Source organism: Dietzia papillomatosis NBRC 105045, assembly GCF_001570845.1.
GTDB lineage: Bacteria > Actinomycetota > Actinomycetes > Mycobacteriales > Mycobacteriaceae > Dietzia > Dietzia cinnamea.
On sequence record NZ_BCSL01000078.1, the window covers coordinates 1 to 6211 of the forward strand.

6 protein-coding genes and 2 pseudogenes are annotated in these 6211 nt (G+C 65.0%); 4 read left to right on the forward strand and 4 right to left on the reverse strand.

What is annotated here, in order from left to right; translation table 11 throughout:
- Positions 1 to 151 precede the first annotated feature (151 nt).
- The 4 genes from DPA01S_RS15635 (at position 152) to DPA01S_RS15655 (ending at position 4425) form a co-directional block, all read left to right on the forward strand.
- Positions 152 to 928: a hypothetical protein gene (locus DPA01S_RS15635; protein ID WP_061917760.1), complete on the forward strand. Its 777-nt coding sequence runs from the start codon at positions 152 to 154 to the stop codon at positions 926 to 928.
- A 581-nt stretch (positions 929 to 1509) separates the two neighbouring features.
- Positions 1510 to 2613, forward strand: coding sequence for a DUF262 domain-containing protein (locus tag DPA01S_RS16590; protein WP_063935136.1), 1104 nt, complete (start codon positions 1510 to 1512; stop codon positions 2611 to 2613).
- Positions 2606 to 3097, forward strand: a complete 492-nt coding sequence (locus DPA01S_RS15645) for a hypothetical protein (RefSeq protein WP_153038669.1) — start codon at positions 2606 to 2608, stop codon at positions 3095 to 3097. The genes DPA01S_RS16590 and DPA01S_RS15645 overlap by 8 nt, the downstream gene beginning before the upstream one ends.
- 1055 nt (positions 3098 to 4152) lie before the next feature.
- Positions 4153 to 4425, forward strand: a complete 273-nt coding sequence (locus DPA01S_RS15655; RefSeq protein ID WP_153038670.1) for a hypothetical protein — start codon at positions 4153 to 4155, stop codon at positions 4423 to 4425.
- Positions 4426 to 4547: 122 nt separating this feature from the next.
- On the opposite strand, the pseudogene DPA01S_RS17360 reads toward DPA01S_RS15655, so the two are convergent.
- The 4 genes and pseudogenes from DPA01S_RS17360 to DPA01S_RS15670 all read right to left on the reverse strand — a co-directional run.
- A pseudogene (locus tag DPA01S_RS17360) lies at positions 4548 to 4736 on the reverse strand (IS3 family transposase); the annotation flags it as partial.
- Between the two features lie 57 nt (positions 4737 to 4793).
- A pseudogene (locus DPA01S_RS17365) lies at positions 4794 to 5042 on the reverse strand (IS3 family transposase); the annotation flags it as partial.
- Between the two features lie 90 nt (positions 5043 to 5132).
- Positions 5133 to 5426: a transposase gene (locus tag DPA01S_RS17370; protein ID WP_061917786.1), complete on the reverse strand. Its 294-nt coding sequence runs from the start codon at positions 5424 to 5426 to the stop codon at positions 5133 to 5135.
- Positions 5427 to 5490: 64 nt separating this feature from the next.
- Positions 5491 to 6198: an alpha/beta fold hydrolase gene (locus DPA01S_RS15670; protein ID WP_061917790.1), complete on the reverse strand. Its 708-nt coding sequence runs from the start codon at positions 6196 to 6198 to the stop codon at positions 5491 to 5493.
- Positions 6199 to 6211: the final 13 nt, after the last annotated feature.

Below are 6211 nucleotides of genomic sequence, written 5' to 3' on the forward strand. Positions count from 1 at the left end.
CCCATGAATCACCCGGGCTAAAAGTTGTGGAACTCAGGTCAGGTGCGCCACACGCTATCGACGCGCCCACCCCTCGACGGACGATCACTTCGTCCCCACCCCGCGCGACCCACCCCTCGATGTGCGGCCGCCGTCCCGAGAGGTGTCCCCCATGAGCCGCCCGACGTCCGTCTCCCCCACCCATCCCGCGCCGCGCAGCGGCCCGATCCGCCGCGAGCCCGCGCCTAGCGACCGCACGTCCGTCCCCACCCGACCGCCGACCTCCCGCCCATGGCAGATATGGCTGGTCCTGGCCCTGTCGGCGGCGCTGGTGTCGCTGCTCGTGCTGCGCGGCGTCGTGCAGGCCACGGCGATCAACCGCTTCCTCACCGATTCGTGGCCGGCGGTCGACGAACCGGCGGGCCTGGCGGCGTCGTCGGCCGGCTGGATCATCGACACCTCGTTCGTGGTCGCCACGGCGTGGGCGGCGATCGCGGTGGCCACCTTCTCCGGCTCGCGCGCCGGGCGGGCGGTCTTCACCGCACTCCTGGCGGGCAGCACGGTCATCGGGCTGTGGAGCGCGGTGGCCCCTCAGGCGGCGGCGCTGGGCAGCGGCGAGCTCATCCTGTCCGCGGCGCACCCCACGTTCACGTCGCTCACCTCCCTCGCGGTGGCGCTCGTGGCCATCGCGATCCTGGCGCTGCTCTACCGCCCGGACGTCAACGACTACTTCCGCGCCCACTCCCCCGCCACCACCGGCCAGCGCGACCGCGATCTCCTCGAGCCGACGCTCCCCCAGGTCCGCAGCGAGGCACCGCTCACGATGAGCAATCCCGCACAGCACCGCGCCACCGACCCGACCGAGCGGAGCGACTCAACCGCCACCCCGAGCCCCGCACTCCCGACCACTGCGCCGTCCCGCGAAGAACCGGTCGCACCCGCGCTCTGACGGGTGAGCATGAGGAAGGGGCGACGACGACAAGCTCCACCTCCCCCGGCCGACCCGCGACCTCACACGGCCGCGGGTCTGGCGGGGTCAGCCCTCGAGTGAGCTGAGCTAGATGCTGATCGCGCTGGCCAGCTGGGCCTGCGACTCCACGGGCAGCATGTACCCAGTCTCCGGAATTTCTGCGTAGCTCACGTGTGGCGCCGCGTTTCTCTCCGACCACTTCCGCTACTAAACGGTAGGCGCCGACGGCACCGGCGGAATGTTCATCGCTGACGGCGCCAACCGGCACCCCCGCACGCACATAGGCGGCATGGAGCCCGCCGTCACCCGGCAAAAGCGGTGCCCGCACTCGATAAGTCAGCGTGGCTAGCACGCTCAACCGAGCATCCCTCGTTAGGGCCTCCGCGGCGCCCAGATGCGATACCTCAAGAGATCATGCCGCCTGTGAGCCGCGTCAATTCGAAGCGCAGCTCAACTCGGGCTGGTTCCTCGTACCCAGCACCTTGACGAACCCATAGGAGTCGAGAAAAAACCCAGAGAGCCCAGCGCAGCGTTTCAGGAACTGAAGTATAGTCCGACCAATGACCGACACTGACGGGCGTGACGACATCGAGTTTGAGGAATCTGCGGCCGAGATCGAAGATCGAGAGAGCTCTCCTCCGACCTATGAAATCGCGACATACCCTGCCGACTTCACACTTGAAGTGCTGCAATCCAAGTGGAACTCAGGCGAGATTTTCATTCCGCCATTTCAGCGAGGATTCGTCTGGAGTCAGGCGCAAGCTAGCAAGCTGATAGAGTCATTTCTCGTCGGCCTACCGGTACCATCGATATTCTTGTACACCGAACGGGATAGCGAAAAGTCGATGGTCGTCGACGGACAGCAGCGCCTTCGTTCGGTTTTCTACTTTTTCGAGGGCTACTTCGGCGAGGCGAACCAAAAGGGGTCACGGACAGTCTTCTCCCTAAAAGGACTAAACGCCGACTCCCCATTTGCCGGCAAGACCTTTGAGCAATTAGAAAACGATGACCCGTCGGCCGCCCGTCGACTGAAGAACAGCGTGCTCCGCGCTTTCGTAATTCGTCAGCTAAATCCGAACGATGACACTTCAGTTTTCCATATCTTTGAGCGGCTCAACACTGGGGGAACGCTGCTTCATAACCAAGAAGTAAGAAACGCCGTATGCTCGGGCCCATTCAATTCGCTTTTACACGACCTAAACCGAAACGACGCTTGGCGCGAGATCCTCGGCAAACCTGGGCCCGATACGCGCATGCGCGACGTGGAGCTGATTCTCCGGTTCTTTGCTCTACGGCACGCCTCCGAGAGTTATGCGAAGCCTATGAAAGACTTCATGTCCAAGTACATGAGGGCTCACTCTCAAGATTCCCAAAACGCCATCGATCAGTTCCGGGCAGAGTTCGTAAATACGGTAGACATCGTGCGTGAAACGCTCGGAGTAAAGCCCTTTCATATCTACGCCGGATTCAACTCGAGCGCCTTCGACGCCGTATTTACTGCCATCTCTAAAAATCTGGACGCCATCCCCTCCGACCTGTCCGAAAGGTGGGCTCGGCTCTCGAGTTCAGACGAACTTCGAAGCGCAGTCACGGGAGGAACTACGGACGTGGACCAGGTGAGAGGCAGGCTCGCCCTTGTGGAAGCTCGGTTAATCCATGACTGATATGCCGCGTTCGCAACAGGCCATCGACCTTTGCCGCAAACACGCCGACGATGCGCGCGCCTACTCATCCGTAGCGATGTCAGCGCAGATAGAGGCGATGCTCGCGAAGTACGTGAGTTCGACTATCTACGCGGAGGCCGAAGCGACCATTGTGTCGTTGACCGCAGCGCGGGCAGCACATCAGACTTCCGACACGCGGCTTAAAGCCTTCGGAAAAGTGGCGGCAAAAAAACTCATTCGTTCGATTAAAATCGGCGACCTAGCCGGGATTCTTGGCCATTTCGACGCCGCCTGCAAAGCCAGGTTCCAAGACGAGTTAAACGACCAACTCAGGACCGATTGGGATTCATTAATACAGGCTCGCCACAGCGTTGCTCACGACCAAGGGGCGGTCGTGTCGCACCTTACATTGCTAGACATTGAGCGCTTCTTCCCCAGCGTTTCCGAGGTGCTTGACGTGTACGCCGTTAGCCTTCACGTTTAGCCACAAGTTAGGTGGGATCCGAAAAGATCCCATCCATCAAGAGGACCCCCCGTTTTCGACAAAAGGAACCCAGCGCGGCCTTGAGACTGGAGAGCAGAGTTTAAGGCAGCGGCCGGGAGGCTACTCCGAGCATACCTCAGAAGTCTCACCGGCTTGGCACGGGTCGGCTTCCGGCGCTTCCCCGGACTCTGGCTCGGAAGTCGGCTCGACCGAGGGCTCGATGGGCTCAGCCGTCACCCCGGGCGCCTCAACCTCGGACGGAATCTGGGTCTCGGGCGGAACAGTGACGCTGCTCGAATTGGCACAATCCGACAGGTCGGCCACCTGTTGATCTGTCTGCGGGCACTGGTACGGGAATCTGTCGAGCTGCTCACTGCGCAGAGCTGCGCATTGGGGGTGGTACCCATGCGAGCCGTCACTCAGCAAGCCGCTGTCTGTCCACGCTCCCCCGCCGTAGATGCACTGGACGAGCGTCGGCCCGGCTGCCGCGGGATTGGCCGCGGCCGGCGCTTCAGTCGCGGCGGTGTCCGTCCCCGGCGTCCGTTCGACGGTCGTGGTCGTGGTGGCCTTGCTCGCGGTGGACCGCGCCGACGAGCTCGAACTCGTCGTTTCCGCGCCGGTCGGCTCGGCGTCCGTCGCCTCGCCCCCGCACCCGGCCACCAGGACGAGCGTCGACAATATGGCCGCAGCCATCCTCCACCTCGACGCGTGCGGGACGTTACGGCGGGTAGGTGCACTCATTTGCGGGCCCTTCGTCAGTGCCCGAGCGGGCGGAGCATCCCACCGATCATGCACTGACAAGACGGCAAACGGACGGGTTTTCAGTTCAATGTTAACACCGCTCTGCCGGGATCCCTCGGGGCGACGACGACGAGCCCCATCACCCCGGACCGACCCGCAACCTCACGCGGCCGCGGGTCCGGCCGCGTCAGCCTTGAAGGACACCGCGCCCGTCGCCGACCACGCTTCCCAGCTCAGCGCTGCTGACCCGGATGGGCGGCGAGGGCGCGCAGGCGTCCCCGTCCCCCTCTCCCCCGGCGGGTCAGGCCGTGGCGATGAAGGCGGCAGCAGACCTGACGCCGTGGACCTTCACGATCGACGAGGCGTATGCGTACGGCGAGCGCGCATGCGAGGACATCCGGGATCCGAACTATGACGGGTTCGGCGGCTTCTATATGGGGGTCCGCAAGACGTGGGTCGCCATGCGGCTGGACGCGCACGGCCTGTCGAGTGAGGAGCAGGTGGAGCACCACAGGCGTCTCTACGCCGAGGCGGTGCGCTCTCTGTATCCGGAGCGCCAGCCGCAGCTGCCGCCCCTGTACCGCTGACCCCCACCGGGACGGGGCGACGACGACGAGCCCACCCTCCCCCGACCGACCCGCAACCTCCCGGGTCCGCGGGTTGGGCTGTGTCAAGGATTGTGGACAGATCCTCGGTGATTCCTGCTGTCTCAAGCCGCTTCGGTTAGGTCCTCGGCGGCGTTGGCGTGTGCGTCGGCCCATGCGCGGGCCGGGGTGCGGTATCCGAGACTGGAGTGTGGTCTACGACGGTTGTAGAACACCTCGATGTACTCGGCAACGGCGAACCGGGCGCGGGCGCGGGTGTGGAACACTTGCTGGTGGTACATCTCGTTTTTCAGGGCGAAGACCTGGGCCTTCTCGTCCGGGACGGTGGTGCGCTTGTAAGCGTTGCGCTGGACCGCTGCCAGCCCGAGCTCCCGCATCAGGTCCGCGATCAGTCCGACCGAGGCCGGGTGGCCCTCGTCGTTCAGGATCGCGGCGATGCGCCGGCACCCGGCCGTGCCGCGCTGGTTCGTGCAGTCGATGGGCCGCACCGGGGTGTGTTGGGACAACGCCGGCTGACAAGCTGGGCCGTGACTTCGCCCCCAGCGCCTCTCGGCGGGCCTGGGTAGCCGTGACCTGCCCGGCGCGGGCGCGCCAGGCATAGAACGACGAGCGCACCACCCCGAGCTGCGCGCACATCCACTCGATAGGAAAGCTGGCCTTCTCCGCCTCGATCAGGGCTGACTTCTCACTCAGTCCTGCTCCCGGGTGAAGAAGGCCGCGGCTTTTTTTAGAAACTCGTTTTCCATCTTCAGCTTGCGGTTCTGCTCCTCGAGCTCCGCCAGCCGGCCGTGATCGGCCGGACTCATCGACGTGTCCGGTTCCGGGTTCGCCTGCCGGTGCTTCTGGACCCAGTTGCCCAGGGTGCCGGGATTGATCGCCAACTCGCCGGCGACCTCGGCGATCGAGCGGTCACTCTGTAGGACCAGCTGCACTGCCTCGGCCTTGAACTGCGGACTGAACTTCCGCCTCGAACTCGCTGCCATGATCTCGATCCTCTCGCATCAAGAGGCTGTCCAAGATCTTTGATACACCCCAGGTCCGGCGGGGTCAGCCCTCGAGGGAGCTGAGCCAGTCGCTGAGCACGCCGGCCAGCTGACCCGGCGCCTCCACGGGCAGCATGTGCCCGGTCTCCGGGATCTCGACGTACGTCACATGCGGCGCCGCGTTCCTTTCGGCCCATTCCCGCTGCTCGTCGGTGGGCACCACCTGGTCATCCGAGGCGCCCACGATCAGCACCGGGCACGACGCCGTCGCGGGGAAGTTCCAGCGATCGGGCCGGGACCCGATGGCCACCGAGTGCGCGGCGAACCGTCCGGTCCCGTACACCCTCGCGGCGCGGAGTCGCTCGGCGCGAACCTGCGGGTCGTGGCCGCGGTCGCCGTAATAGACGGCTTCCATGCCGTCGAGGGCGATCTCCTCGTACTCCTCCTGGCTCAGGCCCGCCGCCCGGTCGGCCCGCGCTGCCGCGGCCTCCGGGTCTTCAGCCCCCACCGGCGCTGTCACCAGCACGAGCCCGACCAGCAACTCCGGGCGCCGCTCGGCCAAATGCATGGCCACCACTCCGCCGAGCGAATGCCCGACCACCACGCTGCTGGCCGCGACCTGCTCCGCCACTTCGTCGACGAGCGCATCGAGGTCTGCAACAGCCGGCAAGTCGAGGGCCGTAGCACTCAACCCGTCGGGCAGCGCGCCGATGACCGGGGCCCACATCTGGGCGTCACCGTGCAGGCCGGGGAGGAAGATGAGGTTTGACACATTCGCACCCTAG

Excerpts from the sequence above, each read along its gene's own strand:
- DPA01S_RS15635 (WP_061917760.1), top strand. The coding sequence starts at position 152 with ATGAGCCGCCCGACGTCCGTCTCCCCCACCCATCCCGCGCCGCGCAGC.
- DPA01S_RS16590 (WP_063935136.1), top strand. The coding sequence starts at position 1,510 with ATGACCGACACTGACGGGCGTGACGACATCGAGTTTGAGGAATCTGCG.
- DPA01S_RS15645 (WP_153038669.1), top strand. The coding sequence starts at position 2,606 with ATGACTGATATGCCGCGTTCGCAACAGGCCATCGACCTTTGCCGCAAA.
- DPA01S_RS15655 (WP_153038670.1), top strand. The coding sequence starts at position 4,153 with ATGAAGGCGGCAGCAGACCTGACGCCGTGGACCTTCACGATCGACGAG.
- DPA01S_RS17370 (WP_061917786.1), bottom strand. The coding sequence starts at position 5,426 with ATGGCAGCGAGTTCGAGGCGGAAGTTCAGTCCGCAGTTCAAGGCCGAG.